The sequence below is a fragment of the Salinivibrio sp. HTSP genome, from assembly GCF_003390965.1.
GTDB classification, from domain to species: Bacteria; Pseudomonadota; Gammaproteobacteria; order Enterobacterales; family Vibrionaceae; genus Salinivibrio; species Salinivibrio kushneri.
Genome location: NZ_PXUD01000031.1, coordinates 33,175 through 56,192, shown reverse-complemented (window position 1 = coordinate 56,192; position 23,018 = coordinate 33,175). Strand labels below are relative to the sequence as shown.

Genomic DNA, 23,018 nt, shown 5'->3' with positions numbered 1-23,018 from the left:
CTCTGGCTCTGGCTCTGGCTCTGGCTCTGGCTCTGGCTCTGGCACGGTATTGGCTTCGCTTTCGCTATCAGATGCAAGGGTTTCTTGCGATTGTTGCGGGCTCGCCTCATCAATCGGTGTTTCTACCGATGTGGTTGACTCTGCCGTCTCTTCCGCCCCGTCTGACGCAGTCGTTGGCGACGCTTGTTCTGGTTCAGGCTGTGTCTGGTCTTTTTTCCGACCCAAACCCAACCATGACATAAATCCACGTTTCTTTTTTTCTGCCATTGGCAAATCCTAAAGCATGCTTGATACAATCAGCGACTCAATACCGAATCGACATAGTCTATCACCTTCTTTACGGTCAAAAAATCTATGGTTAAACGCGCCAACCGCAAATCTTCATCGGCTCACGCCTCTCGGGGAGCTGGGTCTGTTCGTATTATTGCTGGCCGCTGGCGTGGCCGTAAGCTTGTGGTGCAAGATGCGCAAGGGTTACGCCCGACGACCGACCGGGTAAAAGAAACCGTGTTTAATTGGCTGGCACCCTATTTACCGGGGGCACGCTGTCTGGATGTGTTTGCTGGCAGTGGCGGATTGGGCTTTGAGTCCCTCTCTCGCGGCGCCGCTTGGACGCAGTTTTGCGAAAAAAACCCCGCGGCAGCCAAGCAACTGCGAGATAACCTCGCGCAGCTTGGCGCAGAGAATGCGCAAGTAGACAGCACCGATGCCCTAGCGCTTCTCGCGACCCCGCCGAAAAACGGCCCATTCGATGTGGTCTTCGTCGATCCCCCGTTTCATCAAGGGTTGCTTAACGACACCTTGGCTGCGCTAGAAAACAACGGATGGCTCGCACCTGGGGCATGTATTTACGTTGAAGCGGAGAGTGAGCTGGATGACTATCACGTCCCAGGAAGCTGGCACTGCCACCGTGAAAAGCGTGCTGGACAAGTCAACTTCCGTCTCTATTTCAACGACAAGGCATAAGAGAAACGCAATGAAAGGATTAATTTTACTCGCCAAAGCCGCCATCGCCTTTGTGTGGCTCGTATTGATTGCCAATATTGTCCATCCGTTTCCGGGTGTGGCCGCCATGGCACTTTATATTATGACGGGTTTTTTGCTGGTCATGCACGGGCTACAAATGCTGATTTTTTTGGGGGCGTTTGGCGATAAAATTGCCATGAGCCGCTGGGAAAAGTGGTCAATCCTAATTTTTGGGATTTTTGCGCTGCTCGATATTCGCCGCAAGCATATGATGTAGCCCTCACTCACGACTATGCTGGCATTGCCAGCATAGTTCAAAACTGCCGGCGTTCTCTTCCCCACAGTGCTCGCATACCCAGTGCGTCTCGCTTTGCGCTTCATACGCCTGCAGTAGTTGCCTTGCTTGAGCGACGTTTTCTGGGGCAACCCATAAGGTCACACCTTGCACATCGGCGGGTAACTCGCCCACTGCTGCACTTAACGCTTCGCCTTTCAATACACAATCAATATGGTGGCTGGCTAACAGGCCTTTTAGGCTATGGGCCTCCAGTGTATTCATCGCTTGATAGACTTTTTCCATCCTCACCCTCCTTGAGCGATCACCACCGAGGCACTGATCAGTGCTTGCGCGAAAAAGTAACTCGACATCACCATCGCTTGTGCAGGGCGAAATTCACCTTTAAATCGGACAAACGCCAGCACCGTATCTGACACCATAAAACAGATAGCGCCAGCCAGTGCGAGCGCCGCCGCGGGCGAGTGGGTATTCAGCCAATATTCACCCGCCGCCCATACCATCTGGGTGATCACGGCAATATACACGGCCACAGGCAGCGCGAGCTGGCCTAAGTTTGGGAGCAGTAAAAGAAAGACGATAATGCCCAGTCCCGATAGCATAGCGGGCAACCACCACACCATATGGCCATCAAACTGTGCCCAAAACGCGAAGATATAGACAAGATGGGCGAGCAAAAAGCTGGTTAACCCCTGCACAAATCTGTCTTTAGGGAGCATTAAAAAGACATCACCCACCACGGAAAACAACAACGCGACGAACACCCATTGCGCATAATGAGAGGCGCTAATGTGAGTGCCCACTATCGCCATTAGCATCACAATAGTCAGCGGTTTAAACAGATAAAACTGCCAACGCGGGCCCCGGTAGGCTGCGGAGATATGCAGCAGTCCAGAACAACAGACAGCGAACCAGCTCCACATGAGTATCATTCCTTTCAAGACAAGGACGCCAAGTCTAGGCAGGCTGGCGGAGATGTCCAGCGTCCCTTGATGAGAACAAGATCCAGTTTAAAAAAATCGTAACGTTAACCGTGAGGTGACAACCGATCATTATGGTTAGCTAACCACTCCACTGCGGCCACACTTGCGCGTAAAAACCAATTGCCCCCGCGGTAAACAGCAGGATAAGCCCCGCGGCAAGCCGCCAAATCAATCGGTTGCTTCGCGGCACTAATTCTGACTCACAATATTTGCTCACCGATATAAATTCACGTATATCGTCCACTTCGTAACCCTCTTCATGAACGACCTTATTACGAATCGTCGCCACAAAGCGCAATTTCTTGATCACCTCATGCGGCAGGCGTTTTTGGCTACTGTCGATAAGCTGATGAAGCCCTTTCCCTTCGGCGTGATAGTGCTCACGCAGCAAGCTTTCTAGGCGCTTACTGTGCTTAATTACCACTGCGACGTCATCCATGGTCTCTCTCCTTACCGGCTCCCACCTTATAAGTATGGTGGTTTTTATACCATTTAGGGGCTTCAGGCTTCATGATTGCGATCTGATCCTGTCATCCTATATTCAATCAGTTATGACCGCCCTTGTCGTCAAAAGTGTCATCATTTATGGCACCAACCACGCGGTGGCGCGATAACGCTGGAGTACAGCAGTGGTCAACGCCGCCCCCGCAAAGGCATACAGCGTCAGTAAGGGGATCCAAACCAGTGCGGGCGATAAGGTGGGCCAATAAGCACGCACGGGCCAGAGAAACACTGGGTGAATCAGGTAGATCCCGAGACTATAACGACTTAAGGTCGCCAACCACGATGGGGTTGCTTTCCCCGCTCGCCATTGCCTCACCGCCAGAAACAAGGCAGCACTGATCAGTACCGTATTAACCGTGGTATACGACAGCCACCCCTCGGTAATATATTGTTGATGCGTAACACTGGTGGTCAACACGTGATACTCGGTCATCCCCAACGCCAACAGGCCCAGCCCCCACCACAGTGACAACGCACGTGGCGCTTGGTGCAGCCAATAGCCGAGCCATAAGTAACCGCCGTACAGGATAAAATCATTCCGCCACCAGCCATGCGCGCCGGTTAAATACCAAGCGGTGACGCCTATCCACGCCATGCCAACCAACGCCACTGACCATGGCGGTAAGCGTGGCACTAACGGACGCAGCAAGGGCACCCAAAGTAGCAGCGGAATGTAATAGTAAAAAAAACCGAGGTGATAATAGGTTTCATGATCAGGCGCCGCCTCGAGTGTTTGAACGACGGTCTGCCACGAAAAACCATCCGGCGTCAGTCCAGACAGGCACGCAAAAGCCAACGACCACACCAAAAAGGGCACCACCACCTTAACCACGCGGCGGCGGATAAAATGGCGCAAACTGAAAGGGCGCGTCGACGAGAGCAACAGTAAGCCCGAGATCATGATAAAAATCGGCACTGCCCAGCGACTCGCACTGTTTAGCCCCACCGCGATGGCCCAATCACTCAGCGCGATATCACCGATTTGAAACCGATACGGACCGAGTACATGAATCGCCACCACGAAAAAAGCGGCGAGGACACGCAATATGTCGAGGTAATCAATATGTGTCTGTGTTTTAGTCTGTTGCATTTGTTAACACTTTTAACCCGTTACCGATTCGAGCACCCATCCATCATACGCCAACTTCCCGTCAAATGATGTCCGTTAAAGTCATTATCCAGTCAAATATGTTATTTTTTAAGTTAATCAGCAGCACACAGATCGCGTTTTAACCTTAATAACCAGCTTTTAATCTTGCTATTTAAGTTAAAAAACAATTAACATTCGGCCTCCTTTTCCCATAGACGGGAAATGCAGTACAACCAAGGAGACCAATCCCATGCACTCAAGTACCACTGAGCAACAAGGTGGGCCGCACAAGCGCACACTGTTTACGCGCTTTCTCGATACCGTCGAGTGGCTCGGTAACCTGCTCCCTCATCCAGTGACTTTATTCGCGCTTTTCTGTGTCGCTATCCTGCTCGCCTCGGGTATTGCTGGCTACTTTGATGTGTCTGTCGCCGACCCCCGCCCAGAGGGTGCCAAAGGGCGCGCGGCCGATGGCATGATTTATGTGCAAAGCCTGCTCAACGCCGAAGGCTTGCAAATGATCGTCACCAATTTGGTGAAAAACTTTACCGGCTTTGCCCCACTCGGCACCGTGCTAGTCGCCATGCTCGGTGTGTCAGTCGCAGAGCACTCCGGGCTGCTTTCCGCTTCGATGCGCGGTCTGGTGATGGGCGCGTCGCGTCGCACCGTGACCTTTACCATCGTGTTCGCCGGTATTATCTCGAATACGGCTTCAGAGCTTGGTTATGTGGTGTTAATCCCGCTTGCGGCGATGATTTTCCACTCATTAGGCCGCCATCCATTAGCCGGGCTTGCCGCCGCGTTTGCGGGTGTATCCGGCGGCTATTCAGCCAATTTATTGTTGGGAACTGTCGACCCTTTGCTCTCAGGGATCACCGAGTCAGCCGCGCAGATGATTGACCCGGATTACAGCGTTGGGCCTGAAATGAACTGGTACTTTATGTTCATTTCTACCTTCTTCATTGCCATTGTGGGCGCGTGGATCACCGATAAGATTGTTGAGCCTAAGCTGGGCCATTATGACCACAGCCAAGCCTCTGAAGATGTCGCCGCCGCCTCCGCGAGCAAGCTGAATGATGACGAGAAACGCGGCTTGCGCAATGCCGGGATTGCGGTGCTGATTGTCAGCGGTATTTTAGCGCTTACCATCGTCCCTGAGTGGGGGCCACTGCGTCACCCCGAGACTAATGAAGTGGCAGGCTCGCCGTTTTTGAAAGGCATTGTGGCCTTTATCATGGTGTTCTTTGCCGTCCCAGGTATCGTGTTTGGCCGCACCGTCGGCACCATCAATAACGATCGCGACGTGATTGATTCGATGTCTAAGTCGATGAGCGCCATGGGCATGTATATCGTGCTGGTGTTCTTCGCCGCGCAATTTGTGGCCTTCTTTAAATGGACTAATTTTGGCCAAGTGATTGCCGTCGGCGGTGCTGACTTCCTGCAAACCATCGGTTTAACAGGGCCAGCGTTGTTCTTTGCATTCATCTTGATGTGTGGCCTGATTAACCTCTCGGTCGGCTCAGCATCCGCGCAGTGGGCCATCACTGCCCCGATCTTTGTGCCGATGTTAATGCTGGTCGGGTATGCCCCAGAGACGATTCAATCGGCCTACCGGATTGGCGATTCAGTGACCAACATCATTACCCCGATGATGAGTTACTTCGGGCTGATTTTGGCGGTGGCGTGTCGCTATGTGAAAAATCTGGGGATTGGTACCTTGATTGCCACCATGTTGCCTTATTCGATGATATTTATGGTCGGATGGAGCATCCTATTCTACGTATGGGTGTTCGTGCTCGGTCTACCCGTTGGCCCTGGCGCAGAAACCTACTACAACTTCAACCAGTAACTTATCGTTATTCGGTGTTAAGGCAAGCGCTCGCGCTTGCCTTTTCTTTTTGCCGCGGCGCTTTTCCCACAAGTGTCATTTTCATCCATCCCTCAAGACGGTTATAGTAAGTCTATCTCAGTGATGGTAAACCAAGATGACAGATCTCGCCGACAGTCAGGATCAGCCGGCTTTTGATGCGCACTCTCTCGCCCGTGAAGCAGTGCTGAGCGATGCATTTAAACACCAGATAACACCTTTTTGGCAACAGCGTGAACAAGGCTACTTCCACGGTGAGGGCGGGTTGCGTTTGCACTGGTGCAGCTTTACCCATCCGCAGAACACGCGGGCAGTCGTGGTGGTCAATGGCCGCATAGAAAGCGTGATGAAGTATCAAGAGATCTTTTATGACCTCTTTCAGATGGGCTATGACGTCTACAGCTTTGATCACCGCGGCCAAGGGTTGTCCGAGCGGCTCGTGATCAAACCGCGCGATCTGGGTCATGTCGAACGCTTTGACGACTATGTCACTGATCTAGCGACTTTTATGCAATTTATTGCCGCGCATCGGCAATACGACCAAACATTGATGCTCGCCCACTCCATGGGCGGGGCCATCGCCACACTCTATGCGCACCAATTTCCCCATGCCATAGACGGGCTTGCGATGACCGCACCGATGTTTGGCGTGCAAGTGAATCCTTGGCTTGGGCGTATCGCGCCTTGGCTATGCCGCTCGTTAGCGCGCTATCAGCATCCACCTCGCTTTGGGCCCGGCCAAGTGGGTTATCGCCATGTGCCGTTTGAGCAAAACCGCTTAACCCATTCTCGAGCACGCTACGCCTGGTTTCGTCAGCTCTACATCAATCAGCCCCAGTTGCAAATCGGCGGGCCAAGTGCGCGCTGGATTGCCGAGGGCATGGGAGCGGCCCAGCACTGCTTAGTCATCGCCCCCCAATTGGCGACCCCGATACTTATTTGCCAAGCCGGCGGCGAACAGATTGTGTCTAATCCCGCCATGGCCGAGTTCCATTTTTTACGCCGGCAAGCCAATCAGCCGAGTCAATGGCAGTTTTTCCAAGGTGCGCGGCACGAAATCTTGTTTGAAACCGATACACATCGCCAAGCAGCATTCACGGCCATCGATGGTTTTTTTCAAACTCAGTGCCAACGTTAAAAGCGGAAATCGAACAGTGAGAAGGTTCCCTTTTTCGCCGTCGTCAGTTGCAGTAGACTCAAACATACTGTGATTGTGATCGCCTAACTAATGAGGACATGATGTACAAACTCGTCGCTTCTGATCTCGATGGTACCCTGCTCACCCCAGAGCACAGTATCGCACCCTATACCAAACAGGTGTTGGAACAACTGCATCAGCAAGGCATCCACTTTGTATTTGCCACCGGGCGTCATCATGTTGACGTGGCTAGCATTCGTGAGACCGTCGGCATTCCTGCATACATGATCACCTCCAATGGCGCACGCGTGCATGACAGCGATGACAATTTGGTATTCCAACACAATGTTGACCCTGAGATTGTTGCCAACCTCATCAATGAGGTGAAACAAGATCCGACCGTCACTATTCATCTGTATCGCGATAATGACTGGCTGCTGAGCAAAATGGATGAAGAGCTCGCCCGCTATCATAAAGACTCTGGCTTTAACGCCCAGGAGTTTGATGTCGACAACCCACCGGTCGATAACATCGCGAAGATTTTCTTTATTCGCCACGATCACGACCACTTACTCAAATACGAACACCAGTTTTTGTCCCAGTATGGCGAGAGCATCAGCGTGGCATTTTCGACGCCATTCTGCTTGGAAGTCATGGGTAATGGCGTGTCCAAAGGCGCGGCGTTAGAGGAAGTGGCACGTCGTCATCAGCTCAACTTGGCCGACTGTATCGCCTTTGGTGATGGCATGAACGATGTGGAAATGTTGCGCGCCGCTGGGCAAGGCTTGGTGATGGCCACCGCCCAAGCACGTGTCAAATCCACCCTCTCAGATAAAGCCATTATTGGTAGTCACGCTGATGAAGCGGTAGCGCGCTATTTGAAAGCGCACCTATTAGACTCCCTTTTATAAGCGACCTGGCTCTCACCGTGAGCCAACAGGCGTCTGATAGCGATGCACTATTCCCCCGCCATCGCCAAGATTGCCTGCCATTGCGCTGTGGTAACCGGCATCACACTCAGTCGGTTACCTTTTTTCACCAACGGCATCTCAGACAGTGCCGGGTTTTGCTTCATTTCAGCCAACTTAATCAGTGGCAGATGACGCTGATATGCCACATCCACCATAAACCAACGCGGTGTCTCAGGCGTGGCTTTCGGATCAAAGTAGCCGCTTTGTGGCTCAAACTGAGTATGATCGGGGTAACACGCGCGCACGACGGTGGCGATCCCCACCACACCAACGTGTTTGCATGAGGAGTGATAAATCAACACTTCATCGCCAACGCTTACCTCATCACGCAACATATTGCGTGCCTGGTAATTGCGCACGCCCTCCCAACATGAAACCTTTTGCTACTTTAGTGTGTCTATCGAAAAGGTATCTGGCTCTGTTTTAAATAACCAATAACTCATGCTAGCTTGCTCTTAACCGGATGATGGCGGCAATCTTGCCCTGCCCGTAATCCAGGCGCAAGCCTCTCTTTTTCGCTCAGTACAAGGAGTTTTTCGTGCCATCTTTTCGCCCTCTTATTATCGCGTCGGTCAGTATGCTGACCCTCGCAGCTTGCAGCAGCAGTCCTTCGGGCCCCGTAGAGCTTGGGCATCGTAGCGATAAAGTTGACACGGGTCTGGTTCATACGCCGCAGCCTTTTATGCAAACCGGCCAAATCGCTGTCAGTCCCGAAACAGCCAGCTTCACGCCGTGCGGCAGTCAAAAGCAATATTGGCTGGATTTAACTGCCGATCAACGCGCAACCTTATCCCAGCAGGCCGGGCCGGTATACAGTGAATTTGAGGGCTACTTTACGCCGGTGTCACGCCGCGGATACAGTGCTGATTACCCCGCTGCGGTGACCATGACACGCTTAAATATGCTCACCAGCGAACTAGAGGGATGCGCGCAACCGCGTAATACCTTGTTGGCGGAAGGACAGACCCCGACCACCTGGTCGGCGGCCGTCGGTCAAGGACACCTCGCTTGGGAAAGCGAGCAAGACTCACAAGAGCGCCCGCTCAGCGGACAAAGCATGAGCCAAGAGCAAGCACAATTCCGAGCCCAACAAGCCGCTTTAACGCTTAGCGCGCAAGGCTGCCAACAAAGCGCTAACACCCTCTATGGCTGGCAAGCACGTTTAAAAACAGCGAAAGGCACTTACCAAGGGTGTGCGATCTTGCCGTCAGTGGATACCAGTCAGCATTGGGCGGGCGAATACCAAGGTACCAGCCAGTCGCCCGGCCAACCGACACTGACCACACAACTGACCTTGCTGCCCGATCATAGCGCCATCACCAGCTACCACCCACAAGGGGAAGCGGTGACCAAAGAAACCGGGATTTGGCAGCCGATCGGGGACAATCAAGTGCAAGTGCTCACTACTCGCAGTGGTGAGCAAATGGTGGTGTCTGAGCGCATATATACACGTAACGGGTTTACCCTCACCGCCTCCGAGGAAACCTTTAATGGCAATACCTACTCATTAGGTCATGACGGCTTAACGCTGAGGCTCAAAGTCGGGGATGCCGTGAACGTATCAAACCAAACCGGCATTAAAGGCAGCGCCGAGAAAAACCCGCGCGTTGAGCAAGCACTCAAAGACTACCTCAGCGATAACGGCCAAACCGGCCCACTCACCTATCGCTGGCTCACCCACGATCTCAATCAAGACGGGCAGCCTGAGCTGTTGGTCTTGACCGACAGCTGTGGCAGTGGCGGCTGCACCTTATTGGTGTTTAAAGGCGACGCGCAAGGCTGGCAGTTTAATAGCCGCATGACACTGGTGCATGTGCCGCTTTTATTAGCACGCAACCAAAGCCAGGGTTGGCATGATCTAATCGTGCCGGTCGGTGGCGGTGGTGCGCCGGCAGGCCACCATGTGATGCGATTTGATGGGCAGCGTTATCCACTTAACCCCAGCACTGCGCCTCGCGCGCCCAAACCGGATGGCTCAGACACCGCCTTATTTGCCGATGGCATCTATGCCACCCAGCAAGGGGCGGTATTGGGAGAAGAATAACGTAGACGCGCGCGACCGTGGCACGTGAGCTCGCATTCCTTGTCGGACTTGCGCACAATAGCAACCTGACACCTTGAGGAGAGTCTGATGGCCCGTTCGCCCTGCCGCCAATGCGGTTTTACCTATCACTGTATCTGTCACTGCTATTGGCCGCTGGAAAGCCAATTGCAATGCGTGCTGGTGATGCACGAAAACGAAGCGGCGCGCCAATCCAACACCGGCAAACTGGTTAAAGCGGCGCTGCCCGACACGAAAATCGAAATTTGGCAACGCAAGCAACCACCGCAAGCCTTGCTCGACAGCTGGGCGCGCGGTGATGTGTCACCTTGGTTGTTGTTTCCCAGTGATGATGCTATCCCGGCAGATAGGCTATTTGCTGACGCGGTTCGGTCTGTCTCTTGCGCGGATGGGTCAGTCTCTTGCGCGGAGGCGTTAGCCGCCACCAAAGCGCCTCGCGCGCCGTTACAGTTTGTGGTGCTGGATGCGACTTGGCAGCAGGCGCAAAAAATGCTCAATAAAAGCCCGTGGCTCCATCGTCTGCCGCGGGTCAGTTTGCCGTCGACTGCGGCCTCACAATATACACTCAGGCGCAACCAACCACCGGGACACTTGTGTACCAGTGAAGCGGTGAGTGCATTACTACGAAGCCAAGGCGACGTGAACGCCGCCACGCAGCTGGACCATTTTCTGGTCCACTTTATGAAGAGCTACGAGGCCGATCGCCACCATCACACCACACCGCTCGCCGCCCCAAAGATGCTGCCCCCAAAAGAATGAACAAAAAACGCCGAGCACAGCGCACTGCCATGCTCGGCGTTTAAGTCGTTTATGGGCTACAGCTTAAAGCGGCTGATCTCTTGCTCAAGGCTATGAGAAAGCTCGGATAACGTCGCGGCTTGACGCGCGGCTTCATCCGCTTCGGTCGATAGCTCATTGGACACATCGCGAATGCCTTCTGAATTACGGGTGATCTCCGCGGTGACGCTCGATTGCTCTTCCGCTGCCGAAGCAATTTGGGTGGCCATGTCGCTAATCTGGCTCACCGCTGCGACAATCTGGCTCAAGCTTTCGTTCGCCGCGCTGGCATCGTCCACACTGGCATGCGCACGTTGCTGGCTATCTTGCATCATGGTCACCGCGCGACCGGTTGCCTGCTGCAAGGTATCAATCATCTGCTGAATTTCGGTGGTTGAAGCATGAGTACGCTGGCTCAATATCCGTACCTCATCAGCCACTACCGCAAAACCACGGCCATGCTCACCGGCGCGTGCTGCTTCAATCGCGGCATTCAACGCCAGCAGGTTAGTTTGTTCGGCCACTTCTTGAATGGTCGACAAGATGCTAGTGATGCTGTGCGCATGCTGATCCAGCTCACCAATCACACCGGTCGCCGCTTCCACTTCACGGGCAAGCTCGGTGATCGAGTCCTTACTTTGCTCCACTTGCTGGCCGCCATCGTTGGCGACGCTTTCGGTCTCTTGGGCGGTGCGCGCGGTGTTATCGGCATTGCCGGCAATATCTTGGGTCGCCGAGGCCATTTCATGGATAGCGGTCGCCACCATATTGATTTCATCTTGCTGATGACCAATCCGAGTGGAGCGCTCTTCGGCTTGTGCCGCGGTCAGCTCGGCTTGTTGCTTGAGCGAGCCAGACAGCTGACGTAAGTGTGACACCATGGTGTGCATGTTACCGACAAAGCGGTTGAAATTGTTGGCAAGTTTGCCAATTTCATCATTGCTGTGTGGCTCAAGGCGCTGGGTTAAGTCCCCTTCACCGGAGGCAATTTCTTCTAACGCGGCGGACACATTGAGCAAATCACGGAACAACACGTGCATCAACCACGTCACGGCACCGGCCACCAGCAAGGTGATAACGAGGGCTGTCAGTATAAGATCGAACAAGGCATCACCCTGGCTAGCGTATTCAGTGCGCTTATCCAGCTCAATCGCCAATACCCAATCGGTGTTAGGAACCGAGGCAAAATAAAACAGCTTATCAACGCCATCGACAGGCAATTCTACTAGCGATTGCTGTGCCAACGCCTGACGCACGCGGTTTTCATTCAGCTCAGGAGACAGGCTGCGATACGGTTTTAGCAGGCGCGCTTTGTCTTTGTGGGCAAGGAAGGTGCCATCGGCGCCTAACAACATCGCGTTCGCATTTTTGCCCACGTTTAATTGAGTCACGTCACGGATCAGCTGGTCAATCAACACATCTGCGCCCACTACACCGATCAATTCGCCATTACGACGCACCGGCTCGGCCAAGGTCACCAGCATCGCACCGGTAATCGCATCACTGTAGGCGGTGGTAATAATCGGGCTACCTGCACTCACCGCTTGCTTGTACCACGGACGGACGCGAGGGTCATAGTCATCGCGGTTACGCTCTGGGCGCGAGCGATACATGGCACCTTTTGGGGTACCAAAGTAGATATCGTCAAACCCACCGGCCTCGCGCGCTTGCTGCAAATAACTCACACGACGGCTACTGCTGGTGTAATCGGTAAAGGCACTGGTGATATCAGCACGGATTTGCACCCAACCGCTGATCGATTCAGTCGCCGCATCGGCGATACCACTGACGCGGCTATAGATGCTCGACTGGGTTTGGGCTTGAATTTGGCTTACCGCAAGCCAGGTGAGAAAGGCGGCCATCAGCAATACAGCAGATAAGCATGCCCCAATTAATTTTTGTTTTAGTGATAACTGCATGGGAACGGCTCTCAAAGCAACGACAGGTTAATTCCAAACTCCCCGATAACCGAGGTAGCAATAGTGAACAGCCGTCACCCCGTCCCTAGGGTACCGCGAGCCCATCCAGTGCATCGCGGGTTCACAGCGCCGGATAGTTTTTATCCGACATGGCAAGCGCGCGCTAATGTAACAGCGCGCAAGAAAGATTGCTATTTTTTAGACAAAAAACAGTCAACTAGAGAATATTTAGAATCAAGATCACACATACTGCCCGGCGACCCAGCCGGAGCTCCAGGCCCATTGGAAGTTATAGCCGCCGAGCCAGCCGGTGACATCAAGCACTTCACCGATAAAATACAGGCCGGGGATATCTCGCGCTTCAAGGGTTTTCGAGGAAATTGCGTGGGTATCTACCCCGCCAAGCGTCACTTCTGCGGTGCGGTAACCTTCGGTGCCGTTTGGCGCAATAGACCACTGGTGAAAGTAGTGATGAAGCCTATCAAGCTGCTTGTCATCGAGCTGCTTGAGCGGTTTATCCGGCAAGCTATCTCGCGCAATCAAGACCTCGACCAAGCGTTTGGGGAATAGGCGAGACAGTGCGGTTTTTAAGGTTTGGTTAGGGTGCTTATCACGCATCGCCACCAGCACCTCTTTTAGCGACTCACTGGGGAGTAAATCGATGGTGACCGCTTCACCCGGCTGCCAAAACGAGGAGGTTTGCAAGACCGCCGGCCCTGATAAGCCGCGATGGGTAAAGAGCAGGTTCTCGCTAAAGCACACCCCAGACTCGGTGGTGATCGAACACGGCACCGACACCCCGGAAATATCGGCAAAGCGGGTTTTGTCTTCTTGGTGCAAGGTATACGGCACCAAGGCAGCGCGGGTGGGCAGTACCTTTAAACCAAATTGTTCGGCAAGCTGGTAACCAAAGGGCGTGGCACCGAGCTTGGGCATCGACAGGCCGCCCGTGGCGACCACCAACGACTGGCAGCGCACCGGCTCGCCATTGAGTTTAAGGCGAAAGCCGGCTTCTTCTTGTTCGATATCATGCACTTCGCAGCGATAGCGTTGACTGATGCTGGCTTGGTCGCATTCAGCCAAGAGCAGGTTAACGATATCTTTAGCGCTGTCATCACAAAATAGCTGGCCGTGGTCACGCTCGTGATAGGCCACGCCATGGGTGGCCACCAGACCAATAAAGTCCCATTGGCTGTATTGCGCCAATGCGGATTTGACGAAGTGCGGATTTTCACACAAGAAGTTATTGGCGGTGACGTCATAGTTGGTGAAATTGCAGCGTCCGCCGCCTGAGATCAGGATCTTGCGGCCCGGCTTTTTGGCATGGTCCACCACCAAAACGCGGCGGCCACGTTGGCCGGCTTGTGCCGCACACATCAATCCTGCCGCACCGGCGCCAATCACAATTACATCATACTCAGTCACACGCTTACCTGTTTATTCTCTGCTCACCCTGTGGGAGCGGCATTGTAGCAGCCCGCACGTGAGCGGCAAGCGCGATTTAACGCGTCTGCGCGTCAGGCGGTGCCATCATGGCACCTGCGTTTTGCTCAATCATACTAGGGTCCATATGCAACGTACGGGTTGGGAAGGCAATATCCGCACCGTGCTGATGAATAATTTCAATCACATTTAATAACACGTCTTGTTTTACCTGATGGTAACGCTGCCAGTTGACCGTTTTGGTGAAGGTGTAAATAAAGAAATCGAGCGAGTGTGGGCCAAAGCTGTTGAAATTCACTATCAGGGTTTGTCGCGTTTCAATGTCTGGGTGAGACTCAAGCATGGCATACACATCATCAATCACCGCGCTCATTTTATCGGCGTCTTGATAACGCAGCCCAATGTTTTCGTAAATCCGACGGTTCAACATCCGCGAGGGGTTTTCCACCACCACGTTGCTAAATACCGAGTTGGGCACGTATAAAGGGCGCAAATCAAAGGTGCGAACCACTGTCATGCGAATACCAATTTTCTCCACCGTGCCCTCAATGTTGCGATCAGGGGAGCGCACCCAGTCACCGACTTTAAATGGGCGATCAAAGTAGATCATCACCCCGCCGAAGAAGTTGGAAAGCAAATCTTTGGCGGCAAGACCGACAATTAAGCCCCCCACACCACCAACCGTGAGTAACCCGGAGACACTGACACCCAGGCTTTGTAGCAGCGTAATCACGCCAATGCAGACGGCGAGTGCGCGTAAGACGTTGCCAATGGCATTAATCGTGGTGTGATCACGGCGCCCTTCGTCAAATAGCAGCTGCTCTCCACTGTTGACCAATCGGAGCAAAAACCAGATCAATAAGAACACGACCAGCAGTTCTTTGATCACACTCACCCAGCTTAAATTCAAGTGACCCGCGGTATTATCAAGAAAAATTTCTAGCGCATGAAACGCAGGCCAGCCCCAGATTAAGAGGGAAAATGGCGTATCAATCGCGGGCCACAGCACATCATCCCAACGTGTTTGCGTGCGCTCTGCCAGTGCCTTTAAGCGCCCCATCAACACACGCCATAGCGCCCAGGCGACGGCTCCAAGCCCCATCAAAATGACAATATCTGAGATCCAGTCCCACGCGGCGGCTTGATAGAGTGATTGCCACCATTGGATTAGGCTTTGCATGCTTCCCTCACGATTACGGTGTCTAGGCGTTTATGCTTGTCAGACTAACAAAAAAAATGCTGACCTCGGTCAGCATTTTGTCGAAATTATTGGCGTCCGCTTACCAGCCCGCAAAAGCGACGAGAAAAAAGGTCGCGAGCAAGGCACCAGACAACGCAGCGTTAAGGATGAACAAGTGGCGTACTTTGTTGCATTTTCCCACGAATACTTCATCGTGATGATGCAGATACTCCTGACTACGAATGTACTGGTACAAGCGTTTTTGCCGAGAGATATCGCCTTGGGGTGAGAGTGAGAAAAAGTTGTTATCGCCACGACAGATTTGCTGATAAAGCAGCGGATTGGCGTCGCGTAACATCACAACCAGTGCACGCAATGAAGATAGGTAGCGCGCGAAATTGACTAACATGACAGTAAATACCGCCATGATCAGGATATCACCGTTCATAGACCTCTCCCTCCGCTACGCCGGATAGCGCTCAGAGGGAGAGGTAAGTCGATTACTGCCCTGCTGAGCCATCCATCACTGACGTAGACTCTTCAACTGCCATCGATGCCAAGTCTTTGTCGATAAAGAACAGCGCCTTGCCATCTTCGCCGACTAACTCGATCTTATCGAGTATGCCTTTAAACAGCTTCTCTTCTTCATGCTGCTCCGCTACATACCACTGCAAGAAGTTAAAAGTTGAATAATCTTGCGTGGTAAACGCAACGTGCGCCAAGCTGTTAATCTTTTCCGTAATCAAGCGCTCGTGCTGATAGGTTTCACGAAACACTTCGCCCAGTGATGCAAATTCGTGACGCGGTGCATCAATCGAACCCAAAATAGGCATTGCCCCTGTCTCACTGACGTAAGTAAACAGGCGCTGCATATGCTGCATCTCTTCTTGTGCGTGCTTATGCAGGAATCGCGCGGCTCCTTCGAAGCCTTGATCCTCACACCAAGCGCTCATTTGTAAGTATAGATTTGATGAGAAAAACTCCAAATTGATCTGCTCATTGAGCCTGTCAACCATGGCAGGTGCTAGCATATAAAACATCCTCTTTATTTGGGGTTAGCTGCCATTCTGACCAGCAGCACGTTGGTTTTCAAGCGGATCACGCCGACTAACGGCATCGATACCGAGTCTTGTATCGAATTTATGACTCGTGTCATCGTCGAATTGTTGATCGGAATGCGATCACAGTGACTGTTTTTTATACGCAAGCTCGCTAAACTGCGATGACAGCCTCGTATAAAAAGGATAACTCTATGTCATACAAGCATATTTTGGTTGCGGTTGATTTATCAGATGATAGTGAACGCCTGCTCAAGAAAGCCGATGTCTTAGCCTGTGCCCTCGACGCTCAGCTCTCTTTGGTACACATCGACGTCAATTACGCCGAGCTTTACACCGGGCTCATCGACATCAACTTGGTCGAATCGCGTAATCGTGTGATTGAAGAGGCGCAGCAAAAACTGAATCAACTGGCCAGTGATGCGCAAAGCTCGGTGACACATACCTTGGTCAGCAGTGGCGATCTTGCCGAAGAAATCACGGAGTCGATTCAAAACATGGGCATTGATCTGGTCGTGGTCGGCCACCACCAAGACTTTTGGAGCTCGCTGCTGTCCTCCACCAAGCAATTACTCAATAAAACACCGGTCGATTTGTTGATGGTGCCTATCCGCGACTAGCTGCACCGCCTCTCTTACTTGTGAAGGCGGTGATGCCGCCTTCTTGCTGTCATCATTGCTTTCTCTCTTATCCCCACCAAGACGAACCGATTGCGTCCCCGCGATGAAACGGTACACTGCCTTTTTATTTACGATATCGAAGGAACCGAAGTCATGGGGTATCTTAGCGGCGTCACACTGCTGTGGGCCTTTTCATTTAGCCTGATTGGCGTGTATCTCGCCGGCCAAGTGGACAGTTATTTTTCTGTGTTGATGCGTATTGTATTGGCTGGATTGGTGTTTTTGCCCTTTTTACGCCCTCGCCAAGTAAAACCAGCGTTTGCCGCCAAGCTGATGCTGGTCGGCGCCTTTCAACTCGGCATTATGTACTGCTTTTTCTATCAGTCCTTTTTATTTTTGTCGGTGCCAGAGGTGCTGCTGTTTACCGTCTTTACCCCGCTTTACGTCACCTTGATTTACGATGCCTTAAAACGCCAGTTTAGCGCTTGGTATCTGCTCACCGCCGCGATGGCGGTGCTCGGTGCCGTGGTGATCCGCTATGCCACCGTCAATCCTGACTTTTTAATCGGCTTTTTGGTGGTACAAGGGGCGAACCTTTGCTTTGCGATTGGCCAAGTCGGTTACAAGTACCTGCTTGAGAAAGAGCAAACTCAGCTGCCTCAACATGCAGTATTCGGTTGGTTCTATCTTGGCGCTTTAGTGGTGGGCGTGCTGGCTTTCGCCTTGCTCGGCAACAGTGACAAGCTACCCACGACACCCACCCAGTGGGGCGTATTAATTTATCTAGGCACCATCGCCTCAGGGCTGGGCTATTTCTTTTGGAATAAAGGCGCGACGCTGGTCAATGCGGGGGCGCTCGCGGTGATGAACAACGCTTTAATTCCAGCCGGGATTGTGGTCAATGTATTGATCTGGAACCGCGATGCGGATCTGCTGCCCTTACTCAGTGGCGGGGTACTGATTTTAGCCGCGCTGTGGTTTAACCAAACCTGGGTCAAGCGCCGTGTCGAGACCCAGCGGAATGCCGCCCAACGGGGTGCCGCCCAGCGGTAGGCCGCCCCGCGGAATGCCGCCCAGCGGGGTGTCGCCAAGCGATAGCCCGCTCCACGGTAGGCCGTCCCACGGTGGGCCGTCCCAAAGCCTTAGTCACCCAAATGCAAAACAGGCAGGGAAGTCCCTGCCTGTTTACTTTCCCGAGAGCGAAGACTCACTCAGATAAAGGCAAACGCGTCTGAGTAAAGGTGATCGCGGCTCACGCCCCGTTCTTTGCAGAACATGTCGCGTGCAACACCGGCCATTTCAAAACGGCCCGCGATGTAGATGTCATAAGCGCCGAGGCTAACAAAATCTTCCATCACCGCTTCTAACACATTGCCTACTTTGCCGCGCCACTCACCTTCGGCCTGCTCTACCACGGGCATGAAGGTAATATTATTGTGTGACTCAGCCAGAGCTTGCAGCTCGTCATGAGCATAGAGCTGACAAGGGGTACGGGCGCCCCAATAAATAAAGATTGGAGACTGTATTCCTTGGCTAATACAGTGATCGACCATGCTGCGCACGTAAGAAAACCCGGTACCGCCGGCAATCAACAATAAGGGGCGATGACTCTCACGCAACCAGGCATCACCGGCCGGTTCAGTGATTTCAAAGCTCGCTTCACCGCTTTCAAGCACGGCTTTGGCTTTTTCTACCACTTCCAAGGCAAACGGATTTTCGTCCGCCGCACCGACATGTAGCTCGAGTTCGGCACCATCTTCACGACATGGGCTACTCGCCAGCGAAAACGGGCGTTTATCTTTTTCGCCCATCACCGCCATCACGTATTGCCCTGGCTGGTAGCTTACCGCCTGCTGTGGCTTCAGGACAATGCGGTAGGTGTGACATGCCAACGGCTCAACGGCTGTCACTTCACATAGTATCGACATTCTGTTCCTCTGTTCGTTTTGCTACAGCCGATGAGGTTATAAGAGGCGGCATCACTACCGCCTTGGCTGTGTTTTATCGTTAACGGTGAATGCTAGCGCATTCCAATAGGATTAGTCTAAGATCCCTAATTCGTCCCAAATCGCGTCGACACGTGCGACGATCTCTGGGTCTTTCGCAATCGGTGTGCCCCACTCGCGGTCGGTTTCTCCTTGCCATTTATTGGTGGCATCGAGGCCCATTTTCGAGCCCAGCCCCACTACAGGCGAGGCAAAGTCGAGTGAGTCGATAGGGGTATTGTCCACCATCACGGTATCGCGCGACGGATCCATACGCGTAGTAATCGCCCAGATCACGTCATTCCAATCACGCGCGTTGACGTCGTCGTCACACACTATCACAAACTTGGTGTACATGAACTGACGCAAGAAGGACCACACTCCCATCATCACCCGCTTGGCGTGACCGGGGTATTGTTTTTTCATGGTCACCACCGCCATGCGGTACGAGCAGCCCTCAGGCGGCAGATAAAAGTCGACAATCTCTGGGAACTGCTTTTGCAAAATCGGCACAAAGACTTCGTTCAGCGCCACGCCCAGTACCGCGGGCTCATCCGGTGGACGCCCCGTGTAAGTGCTATGATAAATCGGCTTTTTGCGCATGGTCAGATGCGTCACAGTGAACACATGGTGACGCTCAACCTCATTATAATAGCCGGTATGGTCGCCATAAGGGCCTTCGTCCGCGTACTCATTGGGGTCGATATAGCCTTCCATCACGATTTCCGCACTGGCCGGTACATCCAAGTCGTTGCTGATACATTTAGCCACTTCGGTTTTACTGCCCCGCAATAAGCCAGCAAACGCGTATTCCGACAAGGTATCCGGCACGGGAGTCACCGCGCCTAGAATGGTGGCAGGATCAGCGCCATAAGCCACGGTCACCGGAAAAGGCTCATTGGGATGCGTTTGCATCCAATCATGCAAATCTAACGCGCCACCGCGATGAGCCAACCAGCGCATAATCACTTTGTTTTTGCCGATTTTTTGCTGACGATAAATGCCGAGGTTTTGCCGCTTTTTATTGGGTCCGCGGGTAATCGTCAGCCCCCAGGTCAGCAAGGGGGCGACATCCCCGGGCCAGCAGCGCATCACTGGAATCTTATCCAGATCGACCTCATCGCCGCTCAGTACCACCTCTTGGCAACGCGGACGACGCACGGTTTTGGCCGGCATATTAAGCACTTGCCGAAACACGGGCAGTTTATCGAGGGCATCACGAAAGCCTTTGGGTGGCTCTGGCTCTTTGAGGTAAGCAAGCAATTTGCCCACGTCACGCAGCTCGAGCACGTCTTCTCGGCCCATGCCTAGGGCAACACGCTTAGGCGTACCAAATAGATTCGCCAGCACCGGAATGTCATAACCCACTGGGTTTTCGAATAACAGCGCCGGCCCGCCCGCTCGTAGGGTGCGGTCGCAAATCTCGGTCATCTCAAGATCGGGGTCAACCGGCTGGGTAATGCGTTTTAGCTCACCTTGCGCTTCAAGGTAGTCAATAAAATCGCGCAGATCGGAAAGTTTCATATCAGGCTCAACGGGTTAATGGTCGCCTCTATGATACCAAGTTAAGCGGTATCCGGATCGGTAAAGGCTCGACATTAGCGCGACGACAACGCAGATGCAATGTGCTGCTGCCCAAGTGGTCCTAACTGGTCTTGCAAGCTACTCAACCAATCACCTTTACCCGCCTCCACCAGCAGCTGCGCCACTTGGTTGCCTTGTCGTAGCGACAGTTGTGTCTGCAGAAAATCGGCAACCGGCGCAGGCAGTGGCGATAAGTTGGCCAGCTGGCGAATCGCAGGTCCACGCAACGAGGGGTTATCGGCCGCCGCCATCATCTGCTGCAGTGCAAAGGGTTCTGTACCGCGCGCGCGCAGCGCGTGCAAGGCCGCGAGGCTATACGAGTCCGTGCCTCGACGCCATAACCTTTCATACAGCGCGGGACGCTCAGTGGCTTGCGCCAATGCGGCTAAAATCGCATTGTCTGGCATCCACATTAAGGTCGGATCATTTAGGTACTGATCGGCTAAGTACGCTAAACCATCACCGTCATAGTCGGCGATCATGGTTACCAAGGCATCACGACGTTGGCGATAATCGGGTTGGTCGGGGTGAACCCAATCAGCAATGACTAGCTGGCGATAGCTTAATAGCATGCCTAGCTCTTGGGTTAATTGCTGCTGACGATAGCGATTAAGCTGCTTGCGCGCCGCGGCGGCGTAGTGGAATGCGGGCGTGGTCACCCAATAGCCGTCTTGTTGGTGACGTAACAGAAAGTGTGGCTGCTGCTGACTTAAGGTCACGAGATACTCGCGCCACTTGTCGTTATCAAGCCGCAATGGTGAGGAGAGCAGCCGATACAAGGTTGCCTCACGCGTCAGAGGAGGAAGCTGGCGAATGTGTGACTCAAGCGCATTGATATCGCCCTTGGCTTGGAGGGTAAAGGCAGTACGCATCGCATCCGCCGTACTCGCTTTATCTAACACTTGCTCAATAAAAGGCTGCGCCACGATTTGCCCATCGGCCGCTGGCGCATTGGATGCCAAAACAGTGGGGGAAGCAAAGCCCACTATCCCCAGGCATATCCCGACTAGCTTGATGCGAAAACGTCTTGCCATCCGTTGCAATCCTATCTTCGGTGCCACGCGTCCTGCGCCACCTTTCCTTGATGACAATGATTGTGCGAGCTCAGTATCAACTGGGCAATAAAAAAGCACTGCGAATGCGCAGTGCTTAACATTATTACGTCATACGTTACGAGTTTTGCCGACGCATCGCATCAAAGAACTCATTATTGGTCTTGGACATCGCCAACTTACCAATCAAGAATTCCATGCCTTCCAGCTCACCCATTGGATGCACTATTTTGCGCAGAATCCACATTTTTTGTAGCTCATCGGGCTTGGTCAGTAACTCTTCACGGCGGGTACCAGAGCGGGTGAAATCAATGGCAGGGAAAACACGTTTTTCAGCAATCTTACGGGATAGGTGCAGTTCCATATTACCCGTGCCTTTAAACTCTTCGTAGATCACTTCATCCATCTTCGAGCCCGTGTCTACCAGCGCCGTGGCAATGATGGTCAGGCTGCCGCCTTCTTCTACATTCCGCGCTGCACCAAAGAAACGCTTGGGTCGGTGCAAGGCGTTGGCATCAACACCACCAGTCAATACTTTGCCTGATGATGGCACAACCGTGTTGTAAGCACGCGCCAGACGCGTGATCGAGTCGAGCAAGATAACCACGTCTTTTTTGTGCTCCACCAAACGCTTGGCTTTTTCAATCACCATTTCGGCGACTTGCACGTGGCGGTTCGCCGGCTCGTCAAAGGTTGAGGCAACCACTTCGCCTTGTACTAGGCGCTGCATTTCGGTCACTTCTTCCGGACGCTCGTCAATCAACAGCACCATCAATTCACAATCTGGCTGGTTAAACGCGATGCTTTGCGCAATGTTTTGCAGCAGCATGGTTTTACCCGCTTTGGGCGGTGCCACAATCAAGCCGCGCTGGCCTTTACCAATCGGCGAAGCTAAATCCAGTACACGGGCAGTGATGTCTTCGGTAGAGCCGTTTCCGCGCTCCATCACCATACGTTCGCTGGCGTGCAAAGGCGTTAAGTTTTCGAAGAGGATTTTACTGCGGGCGTTGTCTGGTTTGTCGCTGTTAACTTGGTTAACTTTCAATAGCGCGAAGTAGCGCTCGCCGTCTTTCGGGGGACGAATTTTACCCGCGATGGTATCGCCTGTGCGCAGGTTAAAGCGGCGAATTTGGCTTGGCGACACATAGATGTCATCTGGGCCGGCCAAATACGAGCTGTCTGCGCTGCGCAAGAAGCCAAACCCGTCTTGAAGAATTTCCAGTACGCCATTGCCGAAAATATCTTCACCGCTTTTTGCGTGCTGTTTGAGGATCGAGAAAATGATGTCCTGCTTACGCAAGCGAGCCAGGTTTTCAAGTCCCATGCTTTCGCCAAGCGCAACCAGCGTCGAGACGGGTTGAGTCTTCAGTTCGGTAAGATTCATAGTGGTGAGTGTCTTGTTTGTCAAAATTGAGGTCTGAAATTAGTTAGCGTGTCGAGACCAGTGGTATGTTCGAGAGATGAACAGAAGTACAAATTCCGTGCAATAAGGTAGCACCTAAATGGGGTATCGTCTAGTTAGCA

At 53.0% G+C, this 23,018-nt stretch carries 22 protein-coding genes and 2 pseudogenes; 9 read left to right on the top strand and 15 right to left on the bottom strand.

The features are described from left to right. Positions 1 to 267: pseudogene (locus C7A19_RS06805) on the bottom strand (hypothetical protein); the annotation flags it as partial. An 87-nt stretch (positions 268 to 354) separates the two neighbouring features. Here C7A19_RS06805 and rsmD point away from each other — a divergent pair. Further along, positions 355 to 966 (top strand): 16S rRNA (guanine(966)-N(2))-methyltransferase RsmD, encoded by a 612-nt coding sequence (gene rsmD, locus C7A19_RS06800; protein ID WP_077485960.1) that lies wholly within the window; start codon positions 355 to 357, stop codon positions 964 to 966. Positions 967 to 976: 10 nt separating this feature from the next. Beyond that, positions 977 to 1,243, top strand: a complete 267-nt coding sequence (locus C7A19_RS06795) for a DUF1145 domain-containing protein (RefSeq protein ID WP_069361778.1) — start codon at positions 977 to 979, stop codon at positions 1,241 to 1,243. 3 nt (positions 1,244 to 1,246) lie between these two features. On the opposite strand, the gene C7A19_RS06790 is transcribed toward C7A19_RS06795, so the two are convergent. The 4 genes from C7A19_RS06790 to C7A19_RS06775 all read right to left on the bottom strand — a co-directional run bounded on the left by C7A19_RS06790 (position 1,247) and on the right by C7A19_RS06775 (position 3,838). After that, complete coding sequence (locus C7A19_RS06790; RefSeq protein WP_069361779.1) at positions 1,247 to 1,546, bottom strand: DUF2007 domain-containing protein; 300 nt, start codon at positions 1,544 to 1,546, stop codon at positions 1,247 to 1,249. 2 nt (positions 1,547 to 1,548) lie between these two features. Next, complete coding sequence (locus C7A19_RS06785; protein WP_069361780.1) at positions 1,549 to 2,184, bottom strand: lysoplasmalogenase; 636 nt, start codon at positions 2,182 to 2,184, stop codon at positions 1,549 to 1,551. A 139-nt stretch (positions 2,185 to 2,323) separates the two neighbouring features. Beyond that, positions 2,324 to 2,683, bottom strand: coding sequence for a DUF4145 domain-containing protein (locus C7A19_RS06780; protein ID WP_069361781.1), 360 nt, complete (start codon positions 2,681 to 2,683; stop codon positions 2,324 to 2,326). A gap of 144 nt (positions 2,684 to 2,827) precedes the next feature. Further along, on the bottom strand, positions 2,828 to 3,838 hold the full coding sequence (locus C7A19_RS06775; protein ID WP_116644514.1) for an acyltransferase: 1,011 nt from the start codon (positions 3,836 to 3,838) through the stop codon (positions 2,828 to 2,830). A 250-nt stretch (positions 3,839 to 4,088) separates the two neighbouring features. Between C7A19_RS06775 and C7A19_RS06770 the strand changes: the two genes are divergently transcribed. The 3 genes from C7A19_RS06770 (at position 4,089) to C7A19_RS06760 (ending at position 7,754) form a co-directional block, all read left to right on the top strand. Beyond that, positions 4,089 to 5,687 carry an AbgT family transporter gene (locus C7A19_RS06770; RefSeq protein WP_116644513.1) on the top strand — a complete coding sequence of 533 codons (1,599 nt, stop codon included), beginning with the start codon at positions 4,089 to 4,091 and terminating at the stop codon, positions 5,685 to 5,687. A 136-nt stretch (positions 5,688 to 5,823) separates the two neighbouring features. Next, complete coding sequence (locus C7A19_RS06765; protein WP_116644512.1) at positions 5,824 to 6,843, top strand: alpha/beta fold hydrolase; 1,020 nt, start codon at positions 5,824 to 5,826, stop codon at positions 6,841 to 6,843. Positions 6,844 to 6,944: 101 nt separating this feature from the next. After that, positions 6,945 to 7,754 (top strand): Cof-type HAD-IIB family hydrolase, encoded by an 810-nt coding sequence (locus C7A19_RS06760; RefSeq protein WP_069361785.1) that lies wholly within the window; start codon positions 6,945 to 6,947, stop codon positions 7,752 to 7,754. Positions 7,755 to 7,801: 47 nt separating this feature from the next. Here C7A19_RS06760 and C7A19_RS06755 read toward each other — a convergent pair. Continuing rightward, a pseudogene (locus C7A19_RS06755) lies at positions 7,802 to 8,257 on the bottom strand (EVE domain-containing protein). A gap of 95 nt (positions 8,258 to 8,352) precedes the next feature. On the opposite strand from C7A19_RS06755, the gene C7A19_RS06750 reads away from it, so the two are divergent. Both C7A19_RS06750 and C7A19_RS06745 read left to right on the top strand, forming a co-directional pair. Continuing rightward, the gene (locus C7A19_RS06750; protein ID WP_116644511.1) at positions 8,353 to 9,858 is read left to right on the top strand and encodes a hypothetical protein; all 1,506 of its coding nucleotides are present in this window, start codon (positions 8,353 to 8,355) and stop codon (positions 9,856 to 9,858) included. Between the two features lie 87 nt (positions 9,859 to 9,945). Next, a complete protein-coding gene (locus C7A19_RS06745) occupies positions 9,946 to 10,635 on the top strand; it encodes a DTW domain-containing protein (RefSeq protein WP_077608798.1) in 690 nt (229 codons plus the stop codon). 56 nt (positions 10,636 to 10,691) lie between these two features. Here C7A19_RS06745 and C7A19_RS06740 read toward each other — a convergent pair whose 3' ends face one another. The 5 genes from C7A19_RS06740 to ftnA form a co-directional block, all read right to left on the bottom strand. Next, positions 10,692 to 12,572, bottom strand: coding sequence for a methyl-accepting chemotaxis protein (locus tag C7A19_RS06740; protein WP_116644510.1), 1,881 nt, complete (start codon positions 12,570 to 12,572; stop codon positions 10,692 to 10,694). Between the two features lie 240 nt (positions 12,573 to 12,812). Next, the gene (locus tag C7A19_RS06735) at positions 12,813 to 13,997 is read right to left on the bottom strand and encodes an NAD(P)/FAD-dependent oxidoreductase (protein ID WP_116644509.1); all 1,185 of its coding nucleotides are present in this window, start codon (positions 13,995 to 13,997) and stop codon (positions 12,813 to 12,815) included. Positions 13,998 to 14,073: 76 nt separating this feature from the next. Further along, entirely contained in the window at positions 14,074 to 15,195 is a 1,122-nt protein-coding gene (locus C7A19_RS06730) for a mechanosensitive ion channel family protein (RefSeq protein WP_116644508.1), read from the bottom strand. 100 nt (positions 15,196 to 15,295) lie between these two features. Further along, the gene (locus tag C7A19_RS06725; RefSeq protein ID WP_069361791.1) at positions 15,296 to 15,643 is read right to left on the bottom strand and encodes a universal stress protein UspB; all 348 of its coding nucleotides are present in this window, start codon (positions 15,641 to 15,643) and stop codon (positions 15,296 to 15,298) included. A 52-nt stretch (positions 15,644 to 15,695) separates the two neighbouring features. Beyond that, entirely contained in the window at positions 15,696 to 16,226 is a 531-nt protein-coding gene (gene ftnA / locus C7A19_RS06720) for a non-heme ferritin (RefSeq protein WP_046074610.1), read from the bottom strand. 221 nt (positions 16,227 to 16,447) lie between these two features. Between ftnA and C7A19_RS06715 the strand changes: the two genes are divergently transcribed. Both C7A19_RS06715 and C7A19_RS06710 read left to right on the top strand, forming a co-directional pair. Further along, positions 16,448 to 16,873, top strand: a complete 426-nt coding sequence (locus tag C7A19_RS06715; protein ID WP_069361792.1) for a universal stress protein — start codon at positions 16,448 to 16,450, stop codon at positions 16,871 to 16,873. A 153-nt stretch (positions 16,874 to 17,026) separates the two neighbouring features. Continuing rightward, the gene (locus C7A19_RS06710; protein ID WP_116644507.1) at positions 17,027 to 17,926 is read left to right on the top strand and encodes a carboxylate/amino acid/amine transporter; all 900 of its coding nucleotides are present in this window, start codon (positions 17,027 to 17,029) and stop codon (positions 17,924 to 17,926) included. A gap of 158 nt (positions 17,927 to 18,084) precedes the next feature. Here the strand turns inward: C7A19_RS06710 and fre are convergent, their stop codons facing one another. The 4 genes from fre to rho form a co-directional block, all read right to left on the bottom strand. Continuing rightward, positions 18,085 to 18,801 (bottom strand): NAD(P)H-flavin reductase, encoded by a 717-nt coding sequence (fre, locus tag C7A19_RS06705; protein ID WP_069361794.1) that lies wholly within the window; start codon positions 18,799 to 18,801, stop codon positions 18,085 to 18,087. Positions 18,802 to 18,912: 111 nt separating this feature from the next. Beyond that, positions 18,913 to 20,382, bottom strand: a complete 1,470-nt coding sequence (gene ubiD, locus C7A19_RS06700; protein WP_077652855.1) for a 4-hydroxy-3-polyprenylbenzoate decarboxylase — start codon at positions 20,380 to 20,382, stop codon at positions 18,913 to 18,915. A 74-nt stretch (positions 20,383 to 20,456) separates the two neighbouring features. Beyond that, entirely contained in the window at positions 20,457 to 21,476 is a 1,020-nt protein-coding gene (locus C7A19_RS06695) for a hypothetical protein (RefSeq protein ID WP_116644506.1), read from the bottom strand. A gap of 136 nt (positions 21,477 to 21,612) precedes the next feature. After that, a complete protein-coding gene (rho, locus tag C7A19_RS06690) occupies positions 21,613 to 22,878 on the bottom strand; it encodes a transcription termination factor Rho (RefSeq protein WP_069361797.1) in 1,266 nt (421 codons plus the stop codon). Positions 22,879 to 23,018: the final 140 nt, after the last annotated feature.

Coding starts and splice junctions, on each gene's coding strand:
- rsmD (WP_077485960.1), top strand. CDS start 355: ATGGTTAAACGCGCCAACCGCAAATCTTCATCGGCTCACGCCTCTCGG.
- C7A19_RS06795 (WP_069361778.1), top strand. CDS start 977: ATGAAAGGATTAATTTTACTCGCCAAAGCCGCCATCGCCTTTGTGTGG.
- C7A19_RS06790 (WP_069361779.1), bottom strand. CDS start 1,546: ATGGAAAAAGTCTATCAAGCGATGAATACACTGGAGGCCCATAGCCTA.
- C7A19_RS06785 (WP_069361780.1), bottom strand. CDS start 2,184: ATGTGGAGCTGGTTCGCTGTCTGTTGTTCTGGACTGCTGCATATCTCC.
- C7A19_RS06780 (WP_069361781.1), bottom strand. CDS start 2,683: ATGGATGACGTCGCAGTGGTAATTAAGCACAGTAAGCGCCTAGAAAGC.
- C7A19_RS06775 (WP_116644514.1), bottom strand. CDS start 3,838: ATGCAACAGACTAAAACACAGACACATATTGATTACCTCGACATATTG.
- C7A19_RS06770 (WP_116644513.1), top strand. CDS start 4,089: ATGCACTCAAGTACCACTGAGCAACAAGGTGGGCCGCACAAGCGCACA.
- C7A19_RS06765 (WP_116644512.1), top strand. CDS start 5,824: ATGACAGATCTCGCCGACAGTCAGGATCAGCCGGCTTTTGATGCGCAC.
- C7A19_RS06760 (WP_069361785.1), top strand. CDS start 6,945: ATGTACAAACTCGTCGCTTCTGATCTCGATGGTACCCTGCTCACCCCA.
- C7A19_RS06745 (WP_077608798.1), top strand. CDS start 9,946: ATGGCCCGTTCGCCCTGCCGCCAATGCGGTTTTACCTATCACTGTATC.
- C7A19_RS06740 (WP_116644510.1), bottom strand. CDS start 12,572: ATGCAGTTATCACTAAAACAAAAATTAATTGGGGCATGCTTATCTGCT.
- C7A19_RS06730 (WP_116644508.1), bottom strand. CDS start 15,195: ATGCAAAGCCTAATCCAATGGTGGCAATCACTCTATCAAGCCGCCGCG.
- C7A19_RS06725 (WP_069361791.1), bottom strand. CDS start 15,643: ATGAACGGTGATATCCTGATCATGGCGGTATTTACTGTCATGTTAGTC.
- ftnA (WP_046074610.1), bottom strand. CDS start 16,226: ATGCTAGCACCTGCCATGGTTGACAGGCTCAATGAGCAGATCAATTTG.
- C7A19_RS06715 (WP_069361792.1), top strand. CDS start 16,448: ATGTCATACAAGCATATTTTGGTTGCGGTTGATTTATCAGATGATAGT.
- C7A19_RS06710 (WP_116644507.1), top strand. CDS start 17,027: ATGGGGTATCTTAGCGGCGTCACACTGCTGTGGGCCTTTTCATTTAGC.
- fre (WP_069361794.1), bottom strand. CDS start 18,801: ATGTCGATACTATGTGAAGTGACAGCCGTTGAGCCGTTGGCATGTCAC.
- ubiD (WP_077652855.1), bottom strand. CDS start 20,382: ATGAAACTTTCCGATCTGCGCGATTTTATTGACTACCTTGAAGCGCAA.
- C7A19_RS06695 (WP_116644506.1), bottom strand. CDS start 21,476: ATGGCAAGACGTTTTCGCATCAAGCTAGTCGGGATATGCCTGGGGATA.
- rho (WP_069361797.1), bottom strand. CDS start 22,878: ATGAATCTTACCGAACTGAAGACTCAACCCGTCTCGACGCTGGTTGCG.